We start from the raw sequence: 25,754 nt of genomic DNA on the forward strand, positions 1-25,754 counted from the left end.
GGAAACGTGGGAAACTCAAAGCTGATGCTGCGTGTTCTTACTTCATTGCTGCTCGCAGGCTTTATTCTATTATGGATATCGGGTGCTTTGGATGCCTATACAGATGACCAGAAAATGACTTTGCTGCTGCTCGGTATCGCCATCGGCCTATGGACGGTCAGTGTCATGCCGCTTGCCGCATCGAGCCTGCTGGTGCTTGGCCTGCTGCTGCTTTTCCGTTTGACGGAAGAGCCGGAGCAGGCTTTTGCCGGTTTTTTGTCGGATGCCCTTTATTTTATCCTGGCGCTGACCTTGGTATCGAAAGTCTTGGTGAAAGCTAAAGCCGATCAAGTGTTTGTCGGCATGTTATTGAAGCTGAGCAAAGGCAAAGTTCAGCGGTTGCTCGTCGGTTTGCCTTTCCTGATCGCCTTTTTGCCGATTCTACTGCCTTCCGCTGTAGCGAGGTTCCGTATTCTTGAACCGATTATCGAACAAGTGAACAGCCGCTTCGAACTGGGCGAAAGAAGCGTTTTCCGGCAGTTCAGCTTATACGTCATCGGGATGATGAATCAAAACTCGACGATGATTGTCTTTACCGGCGGCGGCTTCCCGATACTCGCTGCCCAATTGCTCAGAGATTTCGGAGACGTGCAAATTTCCTGGCTCGGCTGGTTTTTACGCATTGCGCCGCCCCTATGGATAGCGCTGGCAATTGTCAGTTTCGGCGTCTGGTTCTTTTTCAAGCGGCAAAATGGGGAAGTCCGGCACATGGAGGAGATGGAGTTTCCTCCTGAAGCAGGGCTGCCTGAGCGATTTTGGTGGGTGATCGTGCCGTTTATCGCAATGATCATCAGTTGGATTGTCATCGATCAGGAACAGATCCCGCTTATCGTTGCGCCCTTCCTTCTGCTGGCTTATTATGCATTGCCGATCAATGGGCTCGTCGATGACAAGCTGGTCCGGGAGTATGACTGGGAAACTTTCCTGTTATTGGGTGCGTCATTTTCGCTCGGTTATTTAATAGAAGAAAATGGGACAGCGGGTGTCCTTGCCGGCCAATTGATCCGTCTCTTGCCGGCTGGAATGGGAGATGCCGGCAACATCATTTTTGTGGCCATTCTCATTTTCCTGTTAAGGTTTTTGTTTGTAGTTCCTTCCACTTCCATGATTGTGATTTTCCCGATCATCATGAGCTTTGCAGGGCAACTTGATTTACCGGTTCTGGCAATGGCGTTTCTATTGATCATGATCGTGGGGGGAGTGACGATTTTGCCAATTCATTCACCGACAACTTTTTTGGCATTCCAAAAAGGCGCATTCACGCAAAGGGAACAATTACTGGTTGGCGGCTTTTCGGGGATGGTGCTTACCTCTGTTGCCATTGTCTTTGCCATTTTCATTTGGTGAAACGGCGTACATTTTTATAGTAGGAGAAAAAAAGCCAAACCTATCTAAGGGTCTGGCTTTTTGCTTTTTTTATATGTGTATATGGCTAGGTGTGTATAAAGCTAATGTTTACCTGGAAAAATAGGGGGTAGGGTAATTCTAGAAGCGATTTAACTAAGAGGAGGCAGAAAAAATGTTCGATTATACCGTGACAACCAGCAAATCTGTAGAGGAAGCAGTTGCATCACTCGAGGAAAACTTGAAAGAAGAGCAGTTCGGCGTCTTATGGAATTTTGATCTGACGGCAAAGCTCCAGGAAAAAGGACAGGATTTCGATACCCCATACAAGATCTTGGAAGTATGCAATCCAAAAGAAGCGAATACGGTACTCTCTGAAAACTTGATGGTCGGCTATTTCCTGCCATGCAAAATTGTCGTATATAAAGAAGGCGAAGAAACGAAAATCGGCATGCCGAAGCCGACATCGTTAATCGGCATGGCAGAAGACGGCGGCAAATTGACTGAAGTGGCTGCGGATATCGAAAACCGATTGATCGGCTGCATTGACCGGACCGCCTAAATTTCAAAAACTATTATTATGGAGGGAATTTCTCATGACAGTCAAATTTACATCTGCTGAAGAAATTGCAGAAAAAGTGATGAACAACGAATCTGTTGCCATTCTCGATGTCCGCAGTAAAGAAGATGTGGAGAATTGGCATGTAGAAGGCAGCCATGTAGAACTGCATAATATTCCGTTCAATAAGATAAAAGAAAGCAGCGGAGAGATCAGCAAGCTGCCGAAGGAAAAACCGCTTTACACGATGTGTGCGAAAGGCAACACTTCGAAAAAAGCAGCGGAGTACCTGCAGAATCAAGGATTTGAAAACGTTATTTCGATTGAAGGCGGCATGGCTGCCTGGAGCGAACAATTGGAACCTGTGAAGATTGGCGACTTGAAGACTGGCGGCGCGATTTATCAATTTGTCCGTGTTGGCAAAGGCTGCTTGTCTTACTTGGTCGAGTCGGACGGTGAAGCAGCGGTGATCGATGCAGCACGGATGATTGAGCCGTATGAAAGTTTTGCCAAAGAACATTCAGCGAAGATCACCCATGTGCTCGACACCCATCTCCATGCCGACCACATCTCAGGCGGCCGGAAGCTGGCCGAGCAGTTCGGCGCACAGTATCACTTGCCGCCGGAAGATGCAGACGAAGTGGTATTCGGCTATGAGGCGGTCGAAGACGGAACAACAGTCGAAGTCGGAAAAGCCAAGATCAAGGCGTTCTACTCGCCAGGCCACACGATCGGCAGCACATCATTCATCGTCGACGATGAATATTTGCTGACAGGCGATATTTTATTCATCGAATCAATCGGCCGCCCGGACCTTGCCGGGAAAGCGACGGATTGGGCAGAAGACCTGCACGAAACGCTTTATGAGCGCTACGACGACTTGTCGAAAGACTTGATTGTTTTGCCTGCCCATTATGCAGACATCAAAGAGATGAACGAAGATGGCAGCGTCCATAAAAAACTCAGCGAGCTGTACAAGCAAAACGAAGGGCTCAATATCGATGATGAAGAGCGTTTCATCAAACGCGTGACGGAAAACTTGAAAGAGCAACCGAACGCATATGAAGATATCCGCAAAACGAATATGGGGAAAATCACCCCGTCCGAAGATGAACAAAAAGAAATGGAAACCGGCCCGAACAACTGCGCAGTCTAAGCAGCGCCGGCAGTATAAGGGTCCCCGCTGTATTGGCGGGGGCTTTCCATGTTAAAATACCTTCAGGCAAAGCGAAAAATAGCGAGTAAGTTTTTCGTTTGACTTTATACCCTAAGGGGTATATATTGAATATAACAACTTCAATATATTGAACAGGAGGCTTGTCTGATGGAATACGATAAAAAGATTGAAAACCGCCTCAAGCGAATCGAAGGCCAATTGCGCGGTGTTATCAAAATGGTCGAAGCAGACGGTGAATGCCGTGATGTGGTGACCCAGCTGTCGGCAGTGAGAAGCGCAGTGGACCGTACGATCGGTGTCATTGTCAGTGAAAATCTGCAATCTTGTGTACGCGATAGTTTACAAAAAGGCGAAAATACGGAAGATGTCGTGAAAGAAGCGGTCGAACTTCTCGTAAAAAGCCGTTAAAACGGAACAAAATAAAAAAAAGAAGTTTCCTGTTGACATAGTAGAATAGATGCTTTAGTATACCCTATAGGGTATTGGAAAGAGTGCGACGCCACTATAAAACGTTCTTTTTTTTGGAATAAAATATACCCTCAGGGGTAATTAATGGAGGAATTTACAGAATGGCAGAACAAAAGAAGACAACAATCGTACTTTTCAGCGGAGACTATGACAAAGCCATGGCCGCTTACATCATTGCAAACGGGGCGGCGGCTTACGATCACGAAGTTACCATTTTCCATACATTCTGGGGATTGAACGCACTTCGCAAAGAAAATCCGCCAGCAATCAAAAAAGGGCGCCTTGAGGCGATGTTCTCAAAAATGATGCCGCGCGGAGCCGACAAACTTGGGCTTTCCAATATGCAATTCGGGGGCATGGGCCCGAAACTGATCAAGCAAGTCATGAAAAAGCACAACGCAATGCCGTTGCCGGACCTGATCGAGATGGCGCAAGAGCAAGACATTAAATTGGTTGCCTGCACGATGACAATGGATCTTCTCGGCTTGCAAAAAGAAGAGCTCTTGGATGAAATTGAATACGCCGGCGTAGCTGCTTATCTTGGCGACGCAGAAGACGGCAACGTCAACTTGTTTATCTAACTCCCAAAAGTGGAAAGGATGAAGTATAGATGGAATGGTTGCTCTGGATTGCAGTCGGGATCATTGCCTATTTCGCGATCTCCCGTTTTACTGCACCAACTAAAGGAATCAAGACGATGTCCACTGACGAACTGAAACCCGCACTCGGCAAGAAGGATAAGCAGTATATCGACGTCCGTACACCTGCAGAGTTCAAAGCAAACCACATTAAGGGCTTCAAGAACATTCCATTGAATGATTTGCCGAAGCGTGTAAATGAATTGTCGAAAGACAAAGAAACGCTGGTCATTTGCCAAAGCGGCATGCGCAGCAGCAGAGCCAGCCAATTATTGAAGAAAAACGGCTTTACCAATGTAGTGAATATCAGAGGCGGAATGAGCAGTTACCGCGGATAATTAGAGGAGGAATTTACCATGAAAAGCATGACTACACAAGAAGTTCAAGAATATATCAAGAACAACCCCGAGGCATCGCTGATCGACGTGCGCGAAACGGAAGAAGTCGCGACCGGAAAAATCCCTGGGGCTGAGCACATTCCGTTAGGCTTGTTGGAATTCCGTTTGCAGGATATCGACAAATCGAAAGAACATATCATGATTTGCCGTTCGGGCAACCGCAGTGGACAGGCAACCCGCTTTCTTGAAGACCGCGGCTACAATGTCATCAATATGGACGGCGGCATGATGAACTGGGAAGGCGACACTGAGTAACAGGGGCCCCAGGCACGGATTCATAAAAGGAGGAGAATGATCAATGGTTCAAACAGATAAAGTATTGGACGCTAAAGGGCTTGCATGCCCAATGCCGATCGTAAAGACGAAAAAAGCAATGAAAGACTTGGCTTCCGGTGAAGTGCTGGAAGTCCAGGCAACCGATAAAGGGTCAACAGCCGATTTGCAGGCATGGGCGAAGAGCTCAGGCCATGAATACCTCGGCACGGAAACAGAAGGGGACGTATTGCTTCACTACTTGCGCAAAGACGGCGCAACTGAAGTGGAAGAGTCGATTGAAATCCCTGAAGTATCGCTTGCCGATTTCCAAGCACGCGTTGAAAACGGTGATTCATTGAACATTTTGGATGTCCGCGAGCAAGAAGAATACGATGAAGCGCACATCCCTGGCGTCAAGCACATTCCACTCGGTGAAGTGGAGAACCGCATGAACGAGTTGGCTCAAGACCAAGAAATCTATATCATCTGCTATTCAGGCCGCAGAAGCGGAGTTGCTGGCGACATGATGGCGAAAAAAGGCTTTAAAAACTTATACAATGTTGTACCGGGCATGCGTGATTGGACTGGCAAAACCGAGTAATCGGGCCAGTCCAGGCTCCAAGCCGGAAGTTTCTATTCAACAATCATGAAAAATAGACACCTTAATTTTTTTTGAGGCAAAATATACCCCGGGAGGTAATTAATATATGTCAGCAAAAGCAATGACAGCGGCGCAAGTAGCCCGCAAAGTAATTGATAACGAACCATTGTTCATCCTTGATGTCCGCAACGGCGACGCATTCGCCGATTGGAAAATCGAAGGCGGCAACATCCAGTACTTGAACATTCCGTATTTCGATTTATTGGACGGCGTTGAAGAAGTCATCGATCAATTGCCGAAAGACCGTGATATTTTGGTCGTCTGCGCCAAAGAAGGATCTTCCATCATGGTGGCAGATATGCTTGCAGAGGAAGGCGTGGAAACGGCTTATCTATCAGGCGGCATGAAAGCATGGAGCGAGCACTTGGAGCCGGTAAAAGTCGGCGATTTGAAAGATGGCGGAGAACTTTACCAATTCGTCCGCATCGGCAAAGGCTGCTTGTCTTACATGGCTATTTCCGGCGGGGAAGCGGCAATCATTGACGCGACTCGCATGACGGATGTCTTCTTGAACTTCGCGCAGGAAAAAGGCGCAGCGATCAAGCACGTATTCGACTCGCATCTTCACGCGGACCACATCTCAGGAGGCCGCAAAATTGCACAAACGACAGGCGCAACGTATTATTTGCCGCCAGCTGATGCTGAAGAAGTAATCTTCGATTATACACCGCTTGAAGGCGGCTTTGAAGCGACATTCGGCAGCTCGAAAGTCGAAGCGCTCTATTCGCCAGGACACACAATCGGTTCGACTTCATTCATTGTCGATGACCAATACTTGATGACAGGTGATATCCTGTTCATCGATTCCATCGGACGCCCCGACCTTGCAGGGCTGGCGGAAGACTGGGTTGGCGATTTGCGCGAATCCCTATACAACCGCTACCAGGCGCTTGCAAACGAATTGGTCGTTCTTCCGGCTCACTTCATGATCATGGAAGAATTGAACGAAGACGGCAGCGTCGCGAAGAAATTGGGCGACTTGTTCAAGGAAAACCACGGCTTGAATATCGAAGATGAGCAGGAGTTCCGCGACATGGTGACGAAGAACTTGCCACCACAGCCGAATGCTTACCAGGATATCCGCAAGACCAATATGGGCAAAATCACGCCTGAAGAAGAAATGCAGCGTGAAATGGAAATCGGCCCGAACCGCTGTGCCGTACGTTAAGTTGGATCAAAAGCAAGGAACTATAACAAAACATTCCAAAGGAGAGATTTTGATGAACGCAGATAAAGTACTAGATGCAAAAGGCTTGGCTTGCCCAATGCCGATCGTAAAAACAAGAAAAGAAATGAAAGACCTGGATTCCGGACAAGTCTTGGAAATCCAAGCAACAGATAAAGGCGCTGCAGCGGATTTGACTGCATGGGCTAAATCAGGCGGCCACGAACTCTTGGAACAGCAAGTCGATGGCGACGTGCTGAAGTTCTGGATCAAAAAGGGCTGAAGAGTGAAGGGCATCGAATGATGTCCTTTTCTTTTTACCGTTTTTCAGCTGAAAAGGTCCACAAAATAAAAAAAGACCGAAATGGCGGGAGCTGATGCGGATGTGTCCCTCCTGCAGAATAGGCTTTTGCAATGGGCAATTATATTCCATTGCATAGGCGTGCTTTACAAGCGTTGCTTATTCGATAGGAGGGGAAAGTTGTGTTGAAAAAATGGATTCCGGCTCTTGAGTGGCTAGGCAGCTACAAAAAATCAGATTTGAGCGGAGATGTGAATGCCGGCTTGATCGTCGCCATCATGCTCATTCCGCAGGGGATGGCTTATGCGATGCTCGCGGGATTGCCGCCGGTGATCGGGCTTTACGCCTCGACGGTCCCGCTCATCATCTACGCTTTGTTCGGGACCTCGAGGCAGCTAGCTGTAGGGCCTGTGGCGATGGTGTCTTTGCTTGTGCTATCGGGGGTCTCGCTATTAGCGGAGCCGGGCACAGACAAATACATCTCCTTGGTCCTGTTGTTGATGCTGATGATTGGGGTAATTCAGTTGCTATTGGGCGTCTTTAAGCTCGGGTTCATCGTCAACTTCCTATCCCATGCGGTCATCAGTGGGTTTACGTCCGCCGCGGCCATCATTATCGGGCTCAGCCAATTGAAGCATTTGATCGGCGTCAGCCTGGAAGCCGATAAAAATATTTTCCTGATTATCGGTGAGACGGTCCGGCGTGCCGGTGAAATCAACCCTGCGACACTGGCCATTGGCTTGGGCAGCATCGCTTTGCTGATTCTTATGAAAAAATACGTCAAGAAAATACCAGGCCCGTTGGTGGCCGTTGTATTGAGCATCTTGGCTGTCTACTTCTTCAATTTGAATGGGCTGGGAGTCAAAATCGTCGGGGAAGTGCCGGCCGGCTTGCCGTCCTTATCATTGCCTGCATTTCAGGTGGATGCGTTGATAGCGCTAATGCCGATTGCCTTGACGATTTCATTTATCGGATACATGGAATCGATTGCGATGGCTAAGGCGATTGCGGCAAAAGAAAAATACAAGATCGACCCCGACCGTGAACTGGTCGGGCTTGGCTTGGCCAACGTCGGGGGCTCATTTTTCGCCGGCTATCCCGTAACGGGAGGGTTCTCAAGATCTGCTGTCAACTATCAGGCAGGGGCACGCACACCGCTTGCTTCCATCATCACGGCCATGCTGATTATCCTGACCTTGCTGTTCTTTACAGGCTTGTTCTATTATTTGCCGAATGCGGTACTGGCTGCGATCATCATGGTCGCTGTCTACAGCTTGATCGATGCAAAAGAGCTGAAATACCTGTTCAAAGTGAATAAGGTAGACGGCCTGACATGGCTGTTGACATTCCTTGCGACATTATTGATTGGCATCGAGCAGGGCATCATTGCAGGGGCGGTGTTTTCCTTGCTCGTCTTTATCCGGCGCAGCGCTTACCCGCACGTGGCCGAACTTGGTTACCTGCCTAAAGAAAAAGTCTACCGCAATACAAGCCGTTATCCAGATGCCGAAACGGATCCGGACATATTGATTTTCCGCGTGGACGCATCCTTGTATTTCGCCAATATGACGTTTTTGGAAGAGCAGCTTTGCAAGAGGCTCGCAGAAAAGCCCGAGACAAAATGGGTTGTCTTCGATTTCTCCAGCGTCAACTCCATTGACGCCGTCGCAGTGCATGCTCTAGAAGACCTGATGGAGCAATGCCAGTCCGGCAAAGTGGAAATGGTCTTTGCAGGCATCAAGAATACGGTATTGGATGTTCTGAAACGTGCGGATTGGGAACATAAATATGGCGACAGCATCCATTATATGAGCATTGAAGATGCTTTATCTTCCATTAAAGGCAAGGGGGAGCGACAGTGAAAGGTGCAAATCTGAAAAAGCAGAACGAAGAGTTCATCCAAAAAATCAAAGCTCAGAACCCTTCGTATTTCGACGAGCTGAAAAAAGGGCAGACGCCTGAATACTTCTTGCTGTCCTGCAGTGATTCTCGCGTCAGCCCTTCCATTATCATGCAGATGCCGCTTGGGCATATGTTTGTCCACCGCAACATTGCCAATCAAGTTGTGGAAGAAGACAAAAGTTTTTCTGCCAGTTTGTACTATGCCATTCGCCATTTGAACGTCAAAAAACTTGTCATCAAAGGACATACAGGCTGTGGCGGCGTAAAAGCTGCTTGGGAAGGCAATGAAGAACCTGAACTGCAAAAATGGCTGACGCATATCAGGAAGGGCTTGCCAGAGAAAACTAGCGACGATCAGCCCACGCTTGACGAGCTGTCGAAACTGAACGTACTTATCCAAGTGGAGCGATTACAGAAGCATCCGGTCTATCGGCAATACGGGAAAGGCGTTGAGATTTCAGGGTGCATTTTTCATGTGGAAACCGGCAAACTGGAACAGATCTATCCCCAATAGTTTTTGGAATATAAGAAATCAGCAGGTTTTCTACTAAAGAAGATAGCTGATTTCTTATATTTCAAGCACTTTTTCATATTTCAGGTGGATTCCAAAATGATTGCAGAAATGTAAAGTTTCCATTTTTTAAGCAAAATCACTTCGCAAATTTACCCCATGGGGTATAATGGGAAGTGACATTAAATAGAGGCAGGAAAAAGCAAAAAGCTTTTTCAGAAAGGTGAGTTTTCATGAGTATTGATTTTATGATTGTTATTTTCTTGATTGGCTTTGTCGGTTCCTTCATCTCAGGAATGGTCGGAATCGGCGGATCCATCATCAAGTATCCGATGCTGTTATACATCCCGGTCATGCTGGGGTATACGGCATTTTCGGCACATGAAGTATCAGGTATCAGCGCCATCCAAGTATTCTTCGCGACGATCGCGGGGGTATGGGCATACCGGGGCAGCGGTTATTTGAATAAATCCCTCATTGCCTACATGGGCGGCGCCATTCTAGTCGGGAGCTTTATCGGCGGTTACGGTTCGACACTCTTGTCTGAGTCCGCCATCAACATTGTCTATGCCATCCTGGCGACAATCGCAGTCGTCATGATGTTTATCCCGAAAAAAGGCTTGGATGATATTCCGGCTGATCAAGTGACTTTCAATAAATGGATTGCCGCGAGCCTTGCGTTCATCGTCGGAATTGCGGCTGGGATTGTCGGTGCAGCAGGCGCCTTCATCCTGGTGCCGATCATGCTGGTCGTCTTGCGGATTCCAACACGCATGACAATCGCGACTTCACTGGCGATTACATTCATCTCGTCGATCGGTTCAACGGTCGGTAAGATCGTCACTGATCAAATCCTATACGGGCCCGCAGCCGTCATGATCGTCGCGAGCATCATCGCCGCCCCAATCGGCGCGAAAGTCGGCCAAAAAGCCAACACCAAAGTATTGCAATGGATCTTGTCGCTGTTGATTCTAGGCACAGCCATCAAAATCTGGCTCGATATCCTATAAGAACGATAAGCTTCCGGCAGCTGCCGGAAGTTTTTTTTCACTTTGAAATTAAGCATACGCGGTTTTGTTCAGGCTTTGCAGGAAGCGAATCCCACGATGAAGCCCGGCTCACCCCCAGAAACGCATTCGCAGGAAAACTCGAATTCTCCAGTTTCACACTAGACCCTAGAAGTGATTCCCCCCCCTAGCCGGCAACTGAATACAGAAGCAGATCTCCTGAACAAGCTCCAACCAATGAAATCTTCAAGCCGCCCAGCGCCCAGGGTGAGCCGGTGCCATAAGACAAGCGTTCTTCTTGGCTTATGGCAGGAGGCCAACCCAAAGCGGGGCGGCGACTACGAAGGTGAAGCTCGAACCAACACCCGAAACATTGCCGCAATCAACTTTCATTTCCAAGTTATATGCTAGACCCGAGAAGCAATTCCCCCACTAGCCGGCAACTGAATACAGAAACAGACCTCCTTAAACAACCTCCATTCAATGAAGTCTTCAAGCCGCCCAGCGCCCGGGGTGAGCCGACGCCATAAGACAAGCGTTCTTCTTGGCTTATGGCAGGAGGCCAACCCAAAGCCGGGCGGCGAATCCCAAGATGAAGCCCGAACCAACTTCAACAACACTTCCACAATCAACCCCTCGCCAGCTTCATTTAAAACCCGCCCGACAAAACAGTTAATTGCAGAAATACAAATCGGCTTTCATTTGGATTTTTCAGTGGAAAGAGTACAATGAAACAAAGAACATGGGAAAGGAAGAACAGCATGAAACCAGTAATCGTAGCCGAAAAGCCGAGCCAGGCGAAAGCGTATGGCGATGCGTTCAAGACGGTGAAGCGGGAAGGCTATATGGAAGTGGCGCCAAATCCGATCTTTCCGGAAGGTGCGTTCATTACCTGGGGCATTGGCCATCTCGTCGAACTGAAAGAGCCGAAAGCCTATGACCCGAAATGGGGCAAATGGTCGCTCGCTTCCTTGCCGATTCTGCCGGTCGAATATCAATTCCAAGTAGCGCGCGGCAAATCGAAGCAATTCAATATCATCAAGAAACTCCTGAAAGAAACCGATACCGTCATCAACGCCTGCGATGTGGACCGCGAAGGCTCGAATATTTTCTACAGCATCTATCGGCAGACCGGTGTTCGCGGCAAACAAATCAAGCGGTTGTGGATCAACTCACTCGAAGTCGATGAAGTGCGCGAAGGCTTCCGCAATTTACGCGACAACAAGGAAGACCTGCGCCTTTATGAAGAAGCGCGGGCACGCCAAATCAGTGACTGGCTGGTCGGCATGAACGGCTCAAGGCTTTATTCGCTGCTGCTTCAAGAGCGCGGCATCCACGAAGTGTTCGCGATTGGACGCGTTCAGACGCCGACCGTATTTTTGATCTATCAGCGCCAAAAGGAAATCGAGGCGTTCAAACCGGAGCCGTTCTATGAAATCGAAGGAAAGTTCAAAGCCGCGAAAGGCAGCTATAAAGGAAAAGCGAAACTGAAGGCGAAAGAGCGCAAAAAAGCGGAAGAGCTCCTGGCCGCCCATGAATTGACGGACGGCAAAGCGCAAGGCCAAATCAAAGAATTGAAGACGGCGGAAAAACATATCCCGCCGCAGCCCTTGCATTCCTTATCCAGCCTGCAGGCGGCTGCCAACCGGAAATGGAAATACAGCCCGCAAAAAGTGCTGTCTGCAATGCAGAAGCTCTACGAGAAAAAACTCGTCAGCTATCCGCGGACCGATTCGCGCCATATCACCTCGGCGGAATTTGGCTATCTGTCAGCCCAAGTGGAAAGTTACCAAAAGCTCATCGATGCCCCGTTTCCAATTGCTTCGAAAACGCCGAAAAAGCGATTTGTCGATAATTCGAAAGTCCAGGAACACTATGCGATCATCCCGACGAAAAGCTTGCCGACTGCAAAAAGGATAGAAGCTTTGCCGCAGGACGAACGGAATTTATACGAAGAAGTGATGCGCACGACGCTCGGCATGTTCCACCGGGATTACCGCTATGCCGAAACGAAAGTCGTCACCAATGTAAATGGATTGGAGTTTCACACAACTGGCCGGACAGAGCTCGATAAAGGCTGGAAGTCGCTGTTTCCGACTTCCAAAGAAGCGAAACAGGAGCCGCCGCTCCCTGAACTGGCAGCACATGAGCAAGTGGCGGCCGCAATTGCCATCGTTGAGGGAATGACCACCGCGCCAAAGCCGTATACGGAAGGGCAATTGATTGCCATGATGAAAACTTGCGGAAAGTTCGCGGAAGATGTAGCCGATAGCGAAATCCTCAAGGAAGTGGAAGGGCTTGGGACGGAAGCGACACGCAGTGGCATCATTGAAACAATCAAGCGCCATAATTATATCGAGGTAAAGAGAAACATTGTGTCAGTCACTGAAAAAGGGCGTATGCTGTGCCAGGCGATTGAAGGCAATTTGCTGTCGAGCCCGTCAATGACCGCAAAATGGGAAAGTTATTTGAAGAAAATCGGCAAAGGCGAAGGGTCGTCGGAAGTATTTCTTGCAACCATCGGCAAATTCATCGAGAAGCTGCTGCAGGATGTACCCGAGCAATTGCGCAGCAACGGCATGCCAGAACAGATGCCTGCCTTGCAAGGAACGGAAATTGCGATATGCCCGCGCTGCCGAAAAGGCTCGATTGTCTCCCGCAGGGGCTCTTACGGCTGCACAGAACACGCCAATGGCTGCAAGCAATCTTTCCCATCGGTATTTTTGAAAAAACGGTTAACCGCAAAACACATCGAATACTTATGCACAAAAGGCAAAACGCCGGTCATTAAAGGTTTCGTGTCAAAGAACGGTAAAAAATTCAATGCCAGTCTTGTATTGGAAGAGGGCAAATTGGCAATGAAGTTTTAGTATGTCCCGGGAAATATACAAGAAGGAGTGCGGACGATGAGAAAAATGACGATTTATGTAGCGGACGCGAAATCGGAACGGCCAATTCATGAACTGGAGGATTTACTGTTGAAAGAACCAGGAATCGAACGGGCATTGGTCGATGTTGAAGATGGCGAAGTCAAGCTGGAACTGGATGAAACAAAGATCAAGGAAAGCCATGTCATCGGGCTGATTGAAAGTGCGGGGTTCCACATCGAGTGATTCCTTGCCCTAGGGTGAGTGTTCATGTACAATGGGAATTATCATAAAGCAATAACCGTATATAACAGGTCAAATGTCGCGGACAATAGCGCCGAAGGCAAAGCCGAAAAGATTTCTCTCAACATGGGAGATTCTTTTCGGCTTTTTTTATAGGGGGGAGCAGTAATGGGTTATTTTGTAGATCATCGCACGAAGAAAATCCATCATAGCCAGTTTGCAGGGGATAGCTGTGGCTTTTTGCAAACACCCATTGAACAGAGGGAGTTTACAGACAAAATGGAGTATGTGGAAGGTTTGGCAGAAACGGAATATGAATATTGCCCGCATTGCCAGACTGCACAGTCCACTGTCGGTTAAATTGAATAATTGAAAAAAAGCCGCCTGCTTGGCGGCTTTTTCCAGAGTGTTGAATAAGTCTAAAATCTACTAAACTTTTAAAAAAGTGACTGCGTTTTGACAGTTAAAAATCAAAAATCTAGCTTAGTATTTGGAGAAGCATTTGCTCGTAAACCCTTCTGCTCAATAATGCTGCGCATTACTTCGCAAAGATAAGGCCTCACGTAGTTCGACCTTATCTTTCCTGTGGGAGCAGCGAAGCGACGGGTTTGAGAGACCCCGCAGGCAATGAATGAGCGAAGCTATGCTGAGCACATTCATTTGCGACGCATCTGCCTGCAAATCTTTTTTGTGATGCCCGAACATCGTGAGGGTTGAGCAGATGTAGGAGCACAAGGGTTTTCGATAGCGGCTGAGGAGGCTCGATTCCCGCCCCACGGAGTCGTGCGATAAGCTTCGGAAAATACGACTTCTTACCTTTCTCGACAGCCTGAAAAAAGCCGCCTGCTTGGCGGCTTTTTCATTTCAGGAAGATTTCATTGCTTCAAGCAGTACCAGGATATAACTGATATCTTTCGACAATTCCCAGTCGAGGAATATTTCGCGGATATCCCGGTTGAGCAATTCCGGAAAACGGGTTTCCGTCAGCAGCAAACGTTTTTCAAGAGGCCGTTTTACTTGTTTTAATTCTTCTGCCAAGCCGTTGCGGATCAGTTCACGTTCGATTTCAACCAAAAAGCCGGTCCGTTCGATTAATAAGGTCCGGTCGTTCAACCAGAACAGCTCGGTGCTTTCGGGTTTCTTTTCGGCTTTCCGGCTGGCCTCCACGACCGACTCGTGCAGGGCTTCTTGCGTCGCGTCAGACTGCCAGTCAAATTCAGCTGCAGCATCCCGGTTCTCCATGACCCCGATGAGTATACCGGTCTGGTTTTCCAGATGCCAGTCGGAATAGATCGATTCGACTTTTTCCCCTGAAGCACGGGAGAAGGCCTCGCAAATATCTGGCTTCAGTTCGTCGATCAGCAAGTGGCGGATCTCAATCACGCGCCTAAACTCGTTTTTCTGCAGCAGAATCTTTTCTGTCGGGCTCAGGAATCCCCTGAGATGGACGACGACAAAGGGCGGTTTCACAATAACGAATACAGATGTTGGGCCTTTCCCAAAGTGTTCACGGATGATGGTTGAAATATATCCGCCGATTTCACTTTGCATGGTTTTGGAATTCTGCAACTGGTTCGCCTCCTTGTTGAATATATTGGATGTACTGAATGAATGATTAGTTGAGTACACGCCCGAGGGACCGAATGTCTCGCCGCGCTTAAGCAACTGGTGGAGCGGGTATAAATAGAAAATGGATATGGACGGAATTCAAAAGGGGTGGAGCGAATGGTTTCGGCAGAACGCAAGACAGATCTTACGACAGCAAGGAACCGGCGCGTCCACACGTCCCGGAATTTTTGGGCGGGCTTATGGTTCGGAGCCGGGATGTTTTCCGTGCTCGAACAAAGCATTTTCCATTTCTTCTTGCAATGGCATCATTTCTACGAAGGCAATGGCCCGCAAGCAATTTTGATAGGGGAAGGGATTTACCAGGTCATTGGCTGGGCATTGACGGTTTTGTCGCTCTGGATCGCTGCCGATTTGGCCAGGCGAAAAGCCTTTTGGCCAGCGCGCTTTTCGGGAAGCGCGTTGATCGGAGGGGGCGTGCTGCTGCTATTCGACAGCCTGGTGTTCCGTTTCCTGCTGAATCTCCACACCGTCAGAGGCACGGGCAACCCTGTTTTCTACGAATCACTTTGGCTTGGAATAGCGGCCTTTTTATTTTTGCTCGGCTGGTCGGTCTTGCGCAACGCCTCAAAGGATGGCGATTAATCCCTTCATTTTACCACACCTTAATATTCATACTTTCCTTTTAACGGGACAAACCGGACAGCTTCGAGCGCTGTCTTTTCCAATTTTCCATCGTTGGATTTATCGATGGCAAGAAGGTCCTGGCTGTACCGATGGCCGATCGGAATGATCATACGGCCGCCCTTTGCCAATTGGTCCACCAATTCTTTCGGAATATCCGAAGCGGCAGCAGTGACGATAATCCGGTCATAGGGAGCGTGTTCAGGCCATCCAAGGCTGCCATCGCCCAATAGGAAATGGATATTTTCAAATCCTTTCATTTCAAGCCGATTTTTGGCGCTCTTATAAAGTTCAGGAATTTTTTCGACAGTATAGACGTCTTTTGAAAAGGCGGCAAGAAGCGCAGTCTGGAAACCGGATCCCGTGCCGATCTCCAATACTTTGTGGTGTTCTTCGAGACCAAGGGCAATCGTCATTTCCAAAACAAGTGAAGGCTGCGAAATCGTCTGGCCGTAGCCAATCGGCAGCGCTTCATCGAGCTCTGCGTCTTGCTGATGGCGATCCATGAATGAACGGCGGTCGAGGGAGCGGAAATAAGCGGTGATGTCCTGTTTGCGTGCCGTCATGCAAATACACCTGCTTTCATTCGATTTGTCTTATAGACTCCTTGATACTATCATAAGGAAAAATGGCCTGAAGCACAAAGGGCGGCTCTTAAGGAGAGGAACTGAATATGGAGAACACGACGATCTTGGCGCTTGAACAAAACTTACCCGGTACAAGGAAGCTCGAAACCGCAACATTCGGGATGGGCTGCTTTTGGGGGCCGGATGCACAATTCGGTTCGTTGCCTGGCATAATCCGGACACGGACCGGTTATGCAGGCGGAACTGCGGCTAATCCGACATATCGGCAGATGGGGGACCATACAGAAACCATTCAAGTGGAGTTCGATCCTGGGCAGATACGTTTCGAGGACATTGTGAGAGAATTTTGGCGCAGCCATTACCCGAACCGTGACGCTTATAAAGGGCGCCAGTATATTTCCTTGCTCTTCTGGCAGTCCGAAGAGCAAAAAGACGTCATTGAAAAACTGAAGATGGAAAAAGAGCAGGAACTGAACGAGCCGGTCGAAACGGAAATTCGGCCATTAGATGGCTTTACGGAAGCGGAGGAGCGACATCAGAAATATTATTTGAAGCGCTATCCAAAAGCACTGGAGCAATTGGCGGTACTTTATCCCGATGCGGAGCTGCTGACGCAGTCGACTTTTGCTGCCCGGCTGAACGGATTTGTCAAAGGTTTCGGCAGCCGGCAGCAATTGCTGGAAGAAATCAACGAATGGCCAATTTCCAAAGAGCATCGGGAAGTTCTTCGGCAAGTACTGCTCAACTTGAAATGGTGATTTGATAAATGCTGGAAAGACCGCTGATGGCGGCCCTTTTTTTGTGCAGATGCAGGGAGAGCGGGCAACTGTAGCGAAATAACAATAGAGGAAAAAAGATGCAGGGGGGAACGTGGACATGCTGGATGAACGCACAATTCTATTGGTGCTGCCCATTTTAATTTTGCAGATCGCATTGATGATATTCGCATTGGTGGATTTGATCAGAAACCCGAATCCGAACGGCCCGAAGTGGATGTGGGCAGCGATTATTGTTTTGCTGAACATTATCGGGCCGATTCTCTACTTTGTCATAGGGAGGCGGAATTATTGAACGTATTGGAAGTTAGGTCATTAACAAAGCGCTTTGGCACGGAAAAAGCAGTGGACGGATTGGGCTTTGAGCTTGCAGAAGGCAGTGCGACGGCATTGATTGGGCCAAACGGGGCCGGAAAGACGACAACGCTGTCGATGCTTGCGGGGCTCTTGGAAGCGAGTGGAGGAGAAATCCAGCGCAAGAAAAATTTGTCGATTGGCTTTTTGCCGCAATATCCGCGGTTTTTTCCTTGGTTGAGCGCTTTGGAATTTACGGAAATGGCCGCCAAGCTAAGCGGCGTCGATCCGAGAAAAGCCCGCCAGCAGGCCGAGCGGACATTGGGGTTTGTCGGACTTGGTCAAGTAGCCAATAAGAAAATCGGCGGTTTTTCAGGGGGCATGAAGCAGCGGCTCGGGCTTGCGCAGGCAATGGTGCATCAGCCAAGCTTGCTGCTGTTGGACGAACCGATTTCTTCCTTGGACCCGACCGGGCGAAGGGAAGTGATGGAGCTATTGAAATCGCTGCTCGGGCAAACGACGATTCTTTACTCCACCCATATTTTGAACGATGCCGAAGAAATGACGGACCAGCTATTGTTTTTGCAGAATGGGCGCATGGTGGAACACGGTTCCCTCAGTCAGGTGCGCAGCCGCTATGCAGATCCGCAAATTCGGATCCGTTTTGAGAACACTAACGCTGCGGAACGGTTTGTGCGCGAATCGCCTTGGCCAGCTGCTGTTCAGGGCACAGCAGCCATCATTGCTGTAAAAGCGGAAGGGCCGATCATGCAGGATGTGTTCCGTTTCTTGTCGGTCAAGAGCCTGCAAGTGGTCGGGGTCGAGCAAGAGACCGCTAGCCTGGAAGATATTTTCCTGAAGGTGGTGGCAGGGAAATGAAGCAATTTTCGACACTGCTGTTGAAGGAATGGCGTGAGAATTTGCGCAATTATAAGATTTTCTGGATTCCCGTCGTCTTTATTCTATTGGGCGTCACGGAACCTTTATCGAATTATTACCTTCCTCAGATTCTCGATGCAACAGGCGGTTTGCCAGATGGTGCCGTCATTGAACTGCCGGACCCTGAACCCGAACAACTGCTGGTCGCGGTCATGGGCCAATTCCAGCTGATCGGCATGCTCGTCCTCGTTCTCGCCTATATGGGCAGCATTGCGGGCGAGCGCAGAAACGGGACGGCTACTCTTTTATATGTACGGCCTTTATCGTATGTATCCTATTTTCTAAGCAAATGGCTGATGGCTTCTATCGTGGCGTTGATCAGCGTATGGGCCGGTTTTTTGGCGGGTTATTATTACACGGCGGTGCTGTTTTCAGCGGTGCCGTTCGGGGAGTTCCTGGTATTTGCGGCAACGTATAGCTTATGGATGGTGCTGGTCGTTACCTTGGTGTTATTTGCAAGTGCGGCTATGCCGAATGCCGGATTGGCGGCTGGATTGACGCTTGCTTCATTGCTGGTGTTACAGCTTATCGACAGCCTGTTCGGCAGCCGCTGGGAATGGTCGCCGCTGAAGCTTCCGAATTACGCGGCGTCCTTCCTGGATATCGGACCGGATGCTACAGCGCTGATCTGGACGCTTGCCATCTCCATTATGTGCCTGATAGGACTGGCGGCACTGGGCATTTGGTTCTCGAAAAGAAACCGGGCAAAAACGAAAGTATAGAAGCAATCAGCGAGTAGCTGATTGCTTTTCTTTTGGGCGAATGCTGGTAGAATAAGAACAGGATTTGGCGCAGCGCTGGAGAGCTTTCATGCTGCAGCGGAGAATATGCACGCCAAACCAGGACTCGTGCACAGTAGCCAATACTATGGACGCACGGGCCATACTAATGAATTGAGGAATGGAATATGAAGAAACTGATTGCATTGGTTTTTGTGGCATTGCTCCTGCTGGGGTTTGCCTGGATCAATAATAACTGGATTGTCACGACCGAATATTCGGTCCAATCGGAAAAAGTGCCGGATGCATTTGCCGGCAAGCGCATCGTCCAAGTATCGGACCTTCACAACGCTGAATTTGGAGACCAACAGCAATCCCTATTGGATAAAGTCGAAGCGGCAAATCCCGATGTTATTTTCATTACCGGAGATTTGATCGACAGCGACCGCTACGACCTGGAGAGAAGTTTGGCGGCTGTCGACGGATTGGTGGAGATGAGCGAAGTGTATTACGTGATCGGCAACCACGAAGTGTCGTCGAACCGGCTGGATGATGAAATCATTCCCGCTTTGGAACAACGCGGTGTTCAAGTGCTGCGCAATCGCTCGGTCATGTGGGAACAGGACGGGGAAGCTATACAAATTGCGGGTATCGACGATCCGTTGATGGACATATACCTTCACGAAGAGGAATTCACGCGCAACAGCATCGCGGAAGCCGGGCTTAATGACGCGTTTACCTTGCTGCTTGCCCATCGGCCCGAACAATTGGCGACTTACGCAAGCGAAGGCATCGATGTTGTCTTTGCCGGCCATGCACACGGCGGCCAGATCCGCATTCCAGGGCTTGGCGGCTTGATCGCCCCAGGGCAAGGTTGGTTCCCTGGCATGACAGAAGGTGTCTTCGAATCAGGGGAGACGCAGCTTGTCTTGAGCCGGGGCCTTGGGAATAGCGGGTTCCCGCTGCGTGTTTTCAATTTGCCCGAAGTCGTCGTCGTAACGTTAGGGAATGAATAATTAGTGTAGGGGGACCGATTTTCGTGATCAGAAAAAGTGAAGTGACGTTGCATTGTTATACCAAAAGAACCGATGTCTCCTATGATCTCCCGGCGGATCAGCAAGAATTCACCATGATGCCACAGGAGCTTATCAAGCGGGACGCGGGGAATCCAGAGAAGCATCTGATCGTCATCCGCGCGCGCGGCGAAGTGGCCGGTTTTTTCGAGCTGGATGAATCAGAGGACCGGAAACGCTATTCCGATAACCCGAAAGCCTTGCTGCTGCGCGGCTATTCCGTCAATCCGAAATATCAAGGGCGCGGAATTGCGACCGGCTCTCTTGAAGCTTTGCCCGCTTTTCTGAAAAAAGAATTCGAGGGCTTTGATGAGATTGTGCTCGGCGTTAATGCGCGCAATATCGCTGCGCAGAACCTCTATAAAAAAGCTGGCTTTGAAGATACGGGCCGAAGAGTAATGGGGAAAAAAGGCGAGCAATTCGCGATGTGCCTGAAAGTGAAATAAGTATGTCAAAACCGCCCGAAACGCTGAAGGAATCCAGCTTTTCGGGCGGTTTTTTTTAATGTTCTTCCATTAATTCAAACTTCAAAATAAAGATGCTTGTGGAGGCTGCAGCCAGGGTTAAAGGCAGCTGCGCAATGCGGGCAGGTAGAAGCACAATCGAGATAGTCGCGAATGGATAGCTCTGTCCCGCATGCGCCGCATAAAATCGCTTTTTCGTGGAAACATTCTTTCGGCCAGACGGATGTGTCGTTGCAACCGACTGCTTCATGGCATTCGTAGCAAGGGAAATAATCTCCGCAGCAATGAAAGCGGATGGCGATCCGATCGGTTTCCGAATGGTAATGGCGGCAGCGGGTTTGGGGGTCGACATCGAGCCCGAGGACACGGGGGCGTTCACACATGGACAGACACTCCTTATGAATTGGCATATTTCTTCTATGCTACTATGGAATGAAGCTGGTGGCGAGTGCAGGGGATAGCTGAAAATGGTCGCGAACGCCGGAAGCCTTTATAATAGGGATAAGTACCTTGAAGGAGGAGACGGGCCAATGGTTAAGGAATTCGAAGATGAAGTCATGCGTGCGATGGACAAAGTGTTTGAAGACGAGATGAAGAAAGTGAGCGATACGCTCGAGCAGGATTTGCTGATTTCATTGATCGGCGAGGTCAATGCCGGGAAATCGACAACGGTGAATAAAATCATCGGTGAAGACATTGCCAGCACCAACCCGATGCCTGGCGAAACGGTCAGCGTGGATCCTTATAATATTCGCGGCTTGGAGAACATCAAGTTCATGGATACGCCCGGGCTCAATGACCCGAATGATGAAAACCCCAAAAAAACATTGGAGTTCGTCCAGCAATCGGATGTCGTGCTGTTTTTCCTGAACGCTGCCGGGACGGTCTTTTCAGATAGCGAAAAACAAAAATTCGCCGAGATCGAAAAACATAATAAAGACATCCTCATCGTCCTGAATAAAATCGATGCGGCCGAAGATATCCCGTCGATCATCAGATTTATCAAAGGGCACACAAACAATAAATACAAAGTGATCCCGGTGTCTTCAAAAACGGGAGAGAACTTGGATCTGCTGAAAAAGGAAATTTTGCTGTTGCTGGAAAAGAAGGGGAAAGACCTGCTCTTCGCCAAAAGCATGAAAGAGAAATCGTCTGCTGCCACGCGTTGGATCGTGGGGGCCGGGGTCTCAGCGGGAATCATCGGCGCATCACCGATTCCAGGATCGGACGTATTGCCGCTGACGACGCTGCAGGTCGGACTCATCGTCAAACTGTCGAATCTGTACGATAAGCCTTTGACGAAAAAAGCGGCGAAAGACATGATCGTCATCACTGCCACGCAGACGATTGGCCATACCCTGTACCGCCAGGCGTTGAAGTTTGTCCCGGGGGCAGGTTCGATTATCGGCGGGACAGTGGCGAGCTCCATGACACTTGCGCTCGGTTACGGCGTGAAGTATGCGTACGAAAACAATATCGCCATTGATTATGACATGATCGGCAGCCTTTATGAAAAGCTGAAAAAGCGAGAAAAAAATGCTTGAACCATGTGGCCGTCCCCGTTCTCTGGGCGGCTTTTTGGGTTTGACACAGACATTGAACCGGAAACCTGGAGGTGGGAATGATGAAAATTTTGGTAGTGGAAGACAATCCAAGCGTCAGCTCGATGCTGGAATTGTTTTTTTCAAAAGAAGGGCTCGACGGTGAATTTGCGGGAGACGGACTGGAAGGCTTCCGCAAATTCCAGGAAGGGGATTTTGACCTGCTGATCCTGGATTGGATGCTTCCGGGAATGGACGGCATCGCTTTATGCCGGAAAATCCGGGAGACGGGAAGCGAAGTGCCCATCATCATGTTAACGGCGAAAGACAGCGAATCCGACCAGGTGATCGGATTTGAAATGGGGGCAGATGATTATGTGACCAAACCGTTCAGCCCCTTGACCTTGATGGCGCGCATCAAAGCAGTGACCAGAAGGGTGCGAAAAGGGGAAGCGGCCGAGGATGGCATCCGCACATCCCATTTCCATGTCAAAAAAGAAACGCGTGAAGTCGTCAAAGACGGCCAAGCGATCGATAATCTAACGCCGAAGGAATTTGATCTGCTGGTTTTCTTCCTACAGCATCCGAAGCAAGTGTTCAGCCGGGAGCAATTGCTCGAACAAGTATGGGGCTATCAGTTCTATGGCGATGAACGGACGGTAGACGTCCACATCAAGCGGCTGCGCAAGAAAATTCCGGAAGGGGACCAGCTCTTCCATACGGTGTGGGGAGTAGGTTATAAATTTGAAGAACTTGCGGGTTAAGTATTTCTATCAATTGATCGCCAGCCATATGGGCGTCCTTGTGTTTGCGGTGGCCATTTTAAGCACGCTGTTCATTTTTTACGGCGAGCGGGTGGCATATTCCGACAAGGCAGAGGAATTGGAACGCTACGGCGAGCAAATCCTTCAGGAGCTTGAACAAGCACGCCCAGGGACGGATCTGCAATCCTATGTGACGGTGCTTGAAGCGCAGAACATCAATTTCATCGTCTTTGACCAGCAAAGCCGGATCCTTTATCCGATCAACGGCAATTTTCCGTCGGTCGAGCTGACGCCAGAAGAGTGGAATGTCATCGAACGCGGCGAAACCTTGGTCGTTTACCGGGATGTCGAACGCTTTGAGCGGTCGATGACGTTCGTCGCCCTGCCGTATGTCGAAGGCAGCACGCTTGCAGGAGGGGTGTTATTGGCTTCGCCTGTGAGCGGCATCCGGGAAATGGTGACGGAATTGAACCGGACGCTGGTCGCAGTGATCGCCATTTCCTTGCCGTTCGCATTGCTTTTGAGCCTGTTGCTGGCCAAAATTCACGTGACGCGGCTGCAGCGCATGAGAAAAGCGACGTCGATGATCAGCGAAGGGCATTACCAAGTCAATTTGCCGGAATCGAATTTTGACGAATTCGGCGACTTGGCGCATGACTTCAATGTCATGGCGGATAAATTGCGGCGCTCCAACGAAGAAATCGAACAGCTCGAAAACCGCAGGAGGCGTTTCATGGCGGATGTCTCACATGAGATGAGGACGCCGCTTACGACCATCGCCGGCATTATCGAAGGTTTGAAGAGCGGCATGATCGAGGAACAGCAACGGGAAAAAGGCATTCGCCTGGTGAGCGATGAGACGAAGCGGCTCATGCGCCTCGTCAATGAAAACCTGGATTATGAGAAAATCCGGTCGAATCAAGTGACGCTCATGAAAGAAGAGATCGAAGCGTCCGAGCTGTTGGAAATCATCCAAGAGCAGCTGCAATTGCAGGCAGCCGAAAAAGGCGACCGCTTGTTGATCGAAGCCGAGCCGGGTAAGATGATTTATGGGGATATGGACCGGTTGATTCAAATCCTGGTAAACATCGTCAAAAACAGCATTCAATTTACCGATAACGGAGACATTTTCCTGCGCGCCCGCGCGGAATCCGGCGCAACGGTGCTTGAGGTGGAAGATACCGGGCACGGCATTGAAGTCAATGAACTGGAGCTCATTTGGCGCCGTTTCTATAAAGCGGATATGTCGCGCGGAAGCGGCCAGTTCGGATTGGGCCTTTCCATTGTCCGCCAATTGGTCAATTTGCACGACGGGGAAATCTCGGTGGAAAGCGAAAAAGGAAAAGGAACAAAATTCACAATCCGCCTGCCGCATAAACAAACAAATAATTAACTGGACTATTGAAAGCCTGCCGGTTGTCCCGGCAGGCTTTTTGGCGTCTAATGACTTTGAAAACTTTACATTTCTGTTGCATGTTTGGTCATAATTTTTTCATATCTGCTTTGTATGATAAGAGTATCGAAAGCCACAGGGCAAACGACAACCAATCATTAAAGGGGATGGAAAACTAATGGGCTACTACAATACAACACGGCAAGATAATCAGAAAAATCCGTGGAAACGCTATATGGCTTCCAGTTTCGGGGGCGTATTGGCAGGTGCCTTGCTGGTGGGCACAATGATTACCGGAACGGATCTGGGCGAAACGGAATCCGCCACAGCGGGTGTTCAAACAAGCGAATTGCAGAGTGAGTCGGCAATCGTCACGACAGATGTCACAGAAACCGTTGAAGCAACGGCAGATGCAGTGGTCGGGGTCTCCAACCTGCAAGCTGGCAATAACCCGTTTGCCCAAACGTCTACACAAGAAGCAGGGGCAGGATCCGGCGTCATCTATAAAAAACAAGGGGACGATGCATTCGTGGTCACGAACCATCACGTAGTGGAAGGCGCTGAAGAAGTGGTCGTGACCTTGGCGAACGGCGAAGAACTCGCAGCGGAAGTGCTCGGTTCGGATGTCTGGACCGACCTTGCTGTCCTGAAAGTCCCAGGGGCACAGATTGACACGGTCGCAGAGTTCGGCGATTCATCGGTATTGAAATCAGGAGAGCCGGTCATTGCAATCGGCAACCCGCTCGGCCTCCAATTTTCCGGGTCGGTGACGACAGGCGTCATTTCGGGTACGGAACGCGCTGTCCCGATCGACATCAATAAAGACGGCCAGGAAGACTGGCAGTCGGAAGTGCTTCAAACCGATGCCGCGATCAATCCTGGTAACAGTGGCGGTGCATTATTGAATGCACAAGGCCAAGTCATTGGCATCAACTCGATGAAAATCGCCCAGGATGCAGTGGAAGGCATCGGGCTCGCCATCCCAATCAATTCCGCGATCCCGATCATCTCGGAACTTGAAGGAGAAGGGAAAGTCTCCCGCCCGTCACTAGGTGTCGCATTGCTTGAATTGGAACAGATACCTGCAGAAATCAGAAATGCGGAATTGAACCTTCCAGGGAAAGTAGAAGACGGCATTGTGGTCCAATCGGTACAGGAAGGATCCGGCGCTGATAAAGCAGGAATCGAAGCGAAAGACACCATCGTCGAATTGAATGGCCAAGCCGTGTCTTCTGTTTTGGAACTTCGCCAATATCTCTACACGGAAGTGAAAGAACAAGGGACTGTGACGGTCAAAGCCTACCGCAACGGCGAATTGAAAACATTTGAAGTACAGTTGAGCGAACAAATTTAGGGACATGCAAAAAAACGGCAGACAGGATTTCCTGTCTGCCGTTTTTTGTATGGCGTCGGGAACGC

Annotated in this window: 30 protein-coding genes; 27 read left to right on the forward strand and 3 right to left on the reverse strand. The window is 49.4% G+C overall.

What is annotated here, in order from left to right; translation table 11 throughout:
• The first annotated feature begins 6 nt into the window (after positions 1-6).
• From AB9R92_RS11375 to AB9R92_RS11450, 16 genes are all read left to right on the forward strand, one after another.
• On the forward strand, positions 7-1,386 hold the full coding sequence (locus AB9R92_RS11375; RefSeq protein WP_370669560.1) for an SLC13 family permease: 1,380 nt from the start codon (positions 7-9) through the stop codon (positions 1,384-1,386).
• Positions 1,387-1,558: 172 nt separating this feature from the next.
• Complete coding sequence (locus AB9R92_RS11380) at positions 1,559-1,945, forward strand: DUF302 domain-containing protein (RefSeq protein WP_370669561.1); 387 nt, start codon at positions 1,559-1,561, stop codon at positions 1,943-1,945.
• Positions 1,946-1,979: 34 nt separating this feature from the next.
• Positions 1,980-3,098: an MBL fold metallo-hydrolase gene (locus AB9R92_RS11385; RefSeq protein ID WP_370669562.1), complete on the forward strand. Its 1,119-nt coding sequence runs from the start codon at positions 1,980-1,982 to the stop codon at positions 3,096-3,098.
• Positions 3,099-3,266: 168 nt separating this feature from the next.
• Positions 3,267-3,527, forward strand: coding sequence for a metal-sensitive transcriptional regulator (locus tag AB9R92_RS11390; RefSeq protein ID WP_068870429.1), 261 nt, complete (start codon positions 3,267-3,269; stop codon positions 3,525-3,527).
• Between the two features lie 161 nt (positions 3,528-3,688).
• Positions 3,689-4,168 (forward strand): DsrE/DsrF/DrsH-like family protein, encoded by a 480-nt coding sequence (locus AB9R92_RS11395; RefSeq protein WP_068870428.1) that lies wholly within the window; start codon positions 3,689-3,691, stop codon positions 4,166-4,168.
• 29 nt (positions 4,169-4,197) lie between these two features.
• A complete protein-coding gene (locus tag AB9R92_RS11400) occupies positions 4,198-4,563 on the forward strand; it encodes a rhodanese-like domain-containing protein (protein ID WP_370669563.1) in 366 nt (121 codons plus the stop codon).
• An 18-nt stretch (positions 4,564-4,581) separates the two neighbouring features.
• Positions 4,582-4,878, forward strand: coding sequence for a rhodanese-like domain-containing protein (locus tag AB9R92_RS11405; RefSeq protein ID WP_370669564.1), 297 nt, complete (start codon positions 4,582-4,584; stop codon positions 4,876-4,878).
• A gap of 43 nt (positions 4,879-4,921) precedes the next feature.
• Complete coding sequence (locus tag AB9R92_RS11410; protein ID WP_370669565.1) at positions 4,922-5,479, forward strand: sulfurtransferase TusA family protein; 558 nt, start codon at positions 4,922-4,924, stop codon at positions 5,477-5,479.
• A 106-nt stretch (positions 5,480-5,585) separates the two neighbouring features.
• Positions 5,586-6,707, forward strand: a complete 1,122-nt coding sequence (locus AB9R92_RS11415) for an MBL fold metallo-hydrolase (protein WP_370669566.1) — start codon at positions 5,586-5,588, stop codon at positions 6,705-6,707.
• A 52-nt stretch (positions 6,708-6,759) separates the two neighbouring features.
• Entirely contained in the window at positions 6,760-6,987 is a 228-nt protein-coding gene (locus tag AB9R92_RS11420; protein ID WP_370669567.1) for a sulfurtransferase TusA family protein, read from the forward strand.
• Positions 6,988-7,187: 200 nt separating this feature from the next.
• Positions 7,188-8,867 carry a SulP family inorganic anion transporter gene (locus AB9R92_RS11425; RefSeq protein ID WP_370669568.1) on the forward strand — a complete coding sequence of 560 codons (1,680 nt, stop codon included), beginning with the start codon at positions 7,188-7,190 and terminating at the stop codon, positions 8,865-8,867.
• Positions 8,864-9,421 (forward strand): carbonic anhydrase, encoded by a 558-nt coding sequence (locus AB9R92_RS11430; RefSeq protein ID WP_370669569.1) that lies wholly within the window; start codon positions 8,864-8,866, stop codon positions 9,419-9,421. Before AB9R92_RS11425 ends, AB9R92_RS11430 begins: the two co-directional genes overlap by 4 nt.
• Before the next feature lie 230 nt (positions 9,422-9,651).
• Positions 9,652-10,428 (forward strand): sulfite exporter TauE/SafE family protein, encoded by a 777-nt coding sequence (locus tag AB9R92_RS11435; RefSeq protein ID WP_112230106.1) that lies wholly within the window; start codon positions 9,652-9,654, stop codon positions 10,426-10,428.
• A gap of 758 nt (positions 10,429-11,186) precedes the next feature.
• On the forward strand, positions 11,187-13,295 hold the full coding sequence (locus tag AB9R92_RS11440; protein ID WP_370669570.1) for a type IA DNA topoisomerase: 2,109 nt from the start codon (positions 11,187-11,189) through the stop codon (positions 13,293-13,295).
• A 36-nt stretch (positions 13,296-13,331) separates the two neighbouring features.
• Positions 13,332-13,538 carry a hypothetical protein gene (locus AB9R92_RS11445; RefSeq protein WP_370669571.1) on the forward strand — a complete coding sequence of 69 codons (207 nt, stop codon included), beginning with the start codon at positions 13,332-13,334 and terminating at the stop codon, positions 13,536-13,538.
• A gap of 165 nt (positions 13,539-13,703) precedes the next feature.
• Positions 13,704-13,895, forward strand: coding sequence for a hypothetical protein (locus tag AB9R92_RS11450; RefSeq protein WP_370669572.1), 192 nt, complete (start codon positions 13,704-13,706; stop codon positions 13,893-13,895).
• 504 nt (positions 13,896-14,399) lie between these two features.
• On the opposite strand, the gene AB9R92_RS11455 is transcribed toward AB9R92_RS11450, so the two are convergent.
• Positions 14,400-15,104, reverse strand: a complete 705-nt coding sequence (locus tag AB9R92_RS11455) for a Na-translocating system protein MpsC family protein (RefSeq protein ID WP_370669573.1) — start codon at positions 15,102-15,104, stop codon at positions 14,400-14,402.
• 156 nt (positions 15,105-15,260) lie between these two features.
• Between AB9R92_RS11455 and AB9R92_RS11460 the strand changes: the two genes are divergently transcribed.
• Positions 15,261-15,746 (forward strand): DUF2243 domain-containing protein, encoded by a 486-nt coding sequence (locus AB9R92_RS11460; RefSeq protein WP_370669574.1) that lies wholly within the window; start codon positions 15,261-15,263, stop codon positions 15,744-15,746.
• Positions 15,747-15,766: 20 nt separating this feature from the next.
• Here the strand turns inward: AB9R92_RS11460 and AB9R92_RS11465 are convergent, their stop codons facing one another.
• On the reverse strand, positions 15,767-16,351 hold the full coding sequence (locus AB9R92_RS11465) for a protein-L-isoaspartate(D-aspartate) O-methyltransferase (RefSeq protein ID WP_370669575.1): 585 nt from the start codon (positions 16,349-16,351) through the stop codon (positions 15,767-15,769).
• A gap of 107 nt (positions 16,352-16,458) precedes the next feature.
• Here AB9R92_RS11465 and msrA point away from each other — a divergent pair, with 107 nt between their 5' ends.
• From msrA to AB9R92_RS11495, 6 genes are all read left to right on the forward strand, one after another.
• A complete protein-coding gene (gene msrA, locus AB9R92_RS11470; RefSeq protein ID WP_370669576.1) occupies positions 16,459-17,130 on the forward strand; it encodes a peptide-methionine (S)-S-oxide reductase MsrA in 672 nt (223 codons plus the stop codon).
• 118 nt (positions 17,131-17,248) lie between these two features.
• On the forward strand, positions 17,249-17,443 hold the full coding sequence (locus AB9R92_RS11475; RefSeq protein WP_370669577.1) for a PLD nuclease N-terminal domain-containing protein: 195 nt from the start codon (positions 17,249-17,251) through the stop codon (positions 17,441-17,443).
• Positions 17,440-18,321, forward strand: coding sequence for an ABC transporter ATP-binding protein (locus AB9R92_RS11480; RefSeq protein WP_370669578.1), 882 nt, complete (start codon positions 17,440-17,442; stop codon positions 18,319-18,321). The genes AB9R92_RS11475 and AB9R92_RS11480 overlap by 4 nt, the downstream gene beginning before the upstream one ends.
• Positions 18,318-19,103, forward strand: coding sequence for an ABC transporter permease (locus AB9R92_RS11485; RefSeq protein WP_370669579.1), 786 nt, complete (start codon positions 18,318-18,320; stop codon positions 19,101-19,103). Before AB9R92_RS11480 ends, AB9R92_RS11485 begins: the two co-directional genes overlap by 4 nt.
• Before the next feature lie 185 nt (positions 19,104-19,288).
• Positions 19,289-20,116, forward strand: a complete 828-nt coding sequence (locus AB9R92_RS11490) for a metallophosphoesterase (protein ID WP_370669580.1) — start codon at positions 19,289-19,291, stop codon at positions 20,114-20,116.
• A 23-nt stretch (positions 20,117-20,139) separates the two neighbouring features.
• Complete coding sequence (locus AB9R92_RS11495; protein ID WP_370669581.1) at positions 20,140-20,619, forward strand: GNAT family N-acetyltransferase; 480 nt, start codon at positions 20,140-20,142, stop codon at positions 20,617-20,619.
• A 74-nt stretch (positions 20,620-20,693) separates the two neighbouring features.
• Here the strand turns inward: AB9R92_RS11495 and AB9R92_RS11500 are convergent, their stop codons facing one another.
• Positions 20,694-21,020, reverse strand: a complete 327-nt coding sequence (locus tag AB9R92_RS11500) for a CHY zinc finger protein (protein ID WP_370669582.1) — start codon at positions 21,018-21,020, stop codon at positions 20,694-20,696.
• 147 nt (positions 21,021-21,167) lie between these two features.
• Here AB9R92_RS11500 and AB9R92_RS11505 point away from each other — a divergent pair, with 147 nt between their 5' ends.
• The 4 genes from AB9R92_RS11505 to AB9R92_RS11520 all read left to right on the forward strand — a co-directional run bounded on the left by AB9R92_RS11505 (position 21,168) and on the right by AB9R92_RS11520 (position 25,689).
• Positions 21,168-22,181: a GTPase gene (locus tag AB9R92_RS11505; RefSeq protein ID WP_370669583.1), complete on the forward strand. Its 1,014-nt coding sequence runs from the start codon at positions 21,168-21,170 to the stop codon at positions 22,179-22,181.
• A gap of 80 nt (positions 22,182-22,261) precedes the next feature.
• A complete protein-coding gene (locus AB9R92_RS11510; RefSeq protein ID WP_370670101.1) occupies positions 22,262-22,942 on the forward strand; it encodes a response regulator transcription factor in 681 nt (226 codons plus the stop codon).
• Positions 22,932-24,335, forward strand: coding sequence for an ATP-binding protein (locus AB9R92_RS11515; protein ID WP_370670102.1), 1,404 nt, complete (start codon positions 22,932-22,934; stop codon positions 24,333-24,335). Before AB9R92_RS11510 ends, AB9R92_RS11515 begins: the two co-directional genes overlap by 11 nt.
• Positions 24,336-24,513: 178 nt before the next feature.
• Positions 24,514-25,689: a S1C family serine protease gene (locus AB9R92_RS11520; RefSeq protein ID WP_370669584.1), complete on the forward strand. Its 1,176-nt coding sequence runs from the start codon at positions 24,514-24,516 to the stop codon at positions 25,687-25,689.
• Positions 25,690-25,754 lie beyond the last annotated feature (65 nt).

The organism is Planococcus sp. SSTMD024 (genome assembly GCF_041320495.1).
Classification (GTDB): Bacteria; Bacillota; Bacilli; order Bacillales_A; family Planococcaceae; genus Planococcus.

What these genes read in the sequence shown, in the direction of transcription:
- AB9R92_RS11385 (WP_370669562.1), top strand. Translation starts at nt 1,980, where the DNA reads ATGACAGTCAAATTTACATCTGCTGAAGAAATTGCAGAAAAAGTGATG.
- AB9R92_RS11390 (WP_068870429.1), top strand. Translation starts at nt 3,267, where the DNA reads ATGGAATACGATAAAAAGATTGAAAACCGCCTCAAGCGAATCGAAGGC.
- AB9R92_RS11380 (WP_370669561.1), top strand. Translation starts at nt 1,559, where the DNA reads ATGTTCGATTATACCGTGACAACCAGCAAATCTGTAGAGGAAGCAGTT.
- AB9R92_RS11460 (WP_370669574.1), top strand. Translation starts at nt 15,261, where the DNA reads ATGGTTTCGGCAGAACGCAAGACAGATCTTACGACAGCAAGGAACCGG.
- AB9R92_RS11400 (WP_370669563.1), top strand. Translation starts at nt 4,198, where the DNA reads ATGGAATGGTTGCTCTGGATTGCAGTCGGGATCATTGCCTATTTCGCG.
- AB9R92_RS11490 (WP_370669580.1), top strand. Translation starts at nt 19,289, where the DNA reads ATGAAGAAACTGATTGCATTGGTTTTTGTGGCATTGCTCCTGCTGGGG.
- AB9R92_RS11415 (WP_370669566.1), top strand. Translation starts at nt 5,586, where the DNA reads ATGTCAGCAAAAGCAATGACAGCGGCGCAAGTAGCCCGCAAAGTAATT.
- AB9R92_RS11435 (WP_112230106.1), top strand. Translation starts at nt 9,652, where the DNA reads ATGAGTATTGATTTTATGATTGTTATTTTCTTGATTGGCTTTGTCGGT.
- AB9R92_RS11405 (WP_370669564.1), top strand. Translation starts at nt 4,582, where the DNA reads ATGAAAAGCATGACTACACAAGAAGTTCAAGAATATATCAAGAACAAC.
- msrA (WP_370669576.1), top strand. Translation starts at nt 16,459, where the DNA reads ATGGAGAACACGACGATCTTGGCGCTTGAACAAAACTTACCCGGTACA.
- AB9R92_RS11475 (WP_370669577.1), top strand. Translation starts at nt 17,249, where the DNA reads ATGCTGGATGAACGCACAATTCTATTGGTGCTGCCCATTTTAATTTTG.
- AB9R92_RS11520 (WP_370669584.1), top strand. Translation starts at nt 24,514, where the DNA reads ATGGGCTACTACAATACAACACGGCAAGATAATCAGAAAAATCCGTGG.
- AB9R92_RS11410 (WP_370669565.1), top strand. Translation starts at nt 4,922, where the DNA reads ATGGTTCAAACAGATAAAGTATTGGACGCTAAAGGGCTTGCATGCCCA.
- AB9R92_RS11445 (WP_370669571.1), top strand. Translation starts at nt 13,332, where the DNA reads ATGAGAAAAATGACGATTTATGTAGCGGACGCGAAATCGGAACGGCCA.
- AB9R92_RS11500 (WP_370669582.1), bottom strand. Translation starts at nt 21,020, where the DNA reads ATGTGTGAACGCCCCCGTGTCCTCGGGCTCGATGTCGACCCCCAAACC.
- AB9R92_RS11420 (WP_370669567.1), top strand. Translation starts at nt 6,760, where the DNA reads ATGAACGCAGATAAAGTACTAGATGCAAAAGGCTTGGCTTGCCCAATG.
- AB9R92_RS11510 (WP_370670101.1), top strand. Translation starts at nt 22,262, where the DNA reads ATGAAAATTTTGGTAGTGGAAGACAATCCAAGCGTCAGCTCGATGCTG.
- AB9R92_RS11440 (WP_370669570.1), top strand. Translation starts at nt 11,187, where the DNA reads ATGAAACCAGTAATCGTAGCCGAAAAGCCGAGCCAGGCGAAAGCGTAT.
- AB9R92_RS11395 (WP_068870428.1), top strand. Translation starts at nt 3,689, where the DNA reads ATGGCAGAACAAAAGAAGACAACAATCGTACTTTTCAGCGGAGACTAT.
- AB9R92_RS11505 (WP_370669583.1), top strand. Translation starts at nt 21,168, where the DNA reads ATGGTTAAGGAATTCGAAGATGAAGTCATGCGTGCGATGGACAAAGTG.
- AB9R92_RS11450 (WP_370669572.1), top strand. Translation starts at nt 13,704, where the DNA reads ATGGGTTATTTTGTAGATCATCGCACGAAGAAAATCCATCATAGCCAG.
- AB9R92_RS11465 (WP_370669575.1), bottom strand. Translation starts at nt 16,351, where the DNA reads ATGACGGCACGCAAACAGGACATCACCGCTTATTTCCGCTCCCTCGAC.
- AB9R92_RS11485 (WP_370669579.1), top strand. Translation starts at nt 18,318, where the DNA reads ATGAAGCAATTTTCGACACTGCTGTTGAAGGAATGGCGTGAGAATTTG.